Origin of the sequence: Aquimarina sp. U1-2 (genome assembly GCF_017897595.1) — a bacterium.
Taxonomy (GTDB): domain Bacteria; phylum Bacteroidota; class Bacteroidia; order Flavobacteriales; family Flavobacteriaceae; genus Aquimarina.
This window is the reverse complement of sequence record NZ_JAGKIK010000054.1, coordinates 1-554: the sequence shown is the minus strand read 5'-3', so window position 1 is coordinate 554 and position 554 is coordinate 1. Positions and strand designations below refer to the sequence as shown.

The following is a 554-nucleotide window of genomic DNA, read 5'->3' as shown; positions in this document are numbered from 1 at the left end:
CACATCTACATAAGGCGATTGATAACTTGCATTTACATAGGTTAAATCTCCTACTGGTGCTGGCTTCACCATGAATCGTTGCATTCCTGGTTGCTCTGGATCTGGTCTAATTCCAGCAAAACCTTTAATAAAATAACCACCAATACCCGTGTAACAGGTATGAATTTGGCTGTTCCCAATGGCAGACCAACGTTCTGGCCATACCGTTTTACCTTGCTCTAAAAAGTAGCCATAACTTGGGTGTCGTTTGTCTTTTAGCAATTCGTAAATTAAATCCATACGCTCCCCATGTTCTATAAAATAGCGTGTATACAATGCTTGCCCAGAACTACCAGTATCGTAATACGGAAATTTATACAATACTTGGTCCACTAAATTATTGTAAACCTTTTGTTTTTCTAAGTCTGGCGTGACTCCGGAAAGTAGCGCAAAAGCCTGATTTACTTGATGCCCTTCTCCATATTTACCTGTGTTTGCATTATATATTTTTTTGTGTGTGGCTTTACATTGTACCTCTAAACGGTTTGTATACATTTTAGCATCTTCTTCTTTCC

General features: G+C 38.6%; 1 protein-coding gene. It reads right to left on the bottom strand.

Annotated features, from left to right (window positions below; translation table 11 throughout):
• Positions 1 to 554 (bottom strand): alpha-L-rhamnosidase C-terminal domain-containing protein (locus J8281_RS18970; RefSeq protein ID WP_210199232.1); only part of this gene is annotated, 554 nt, incomplete at both ends.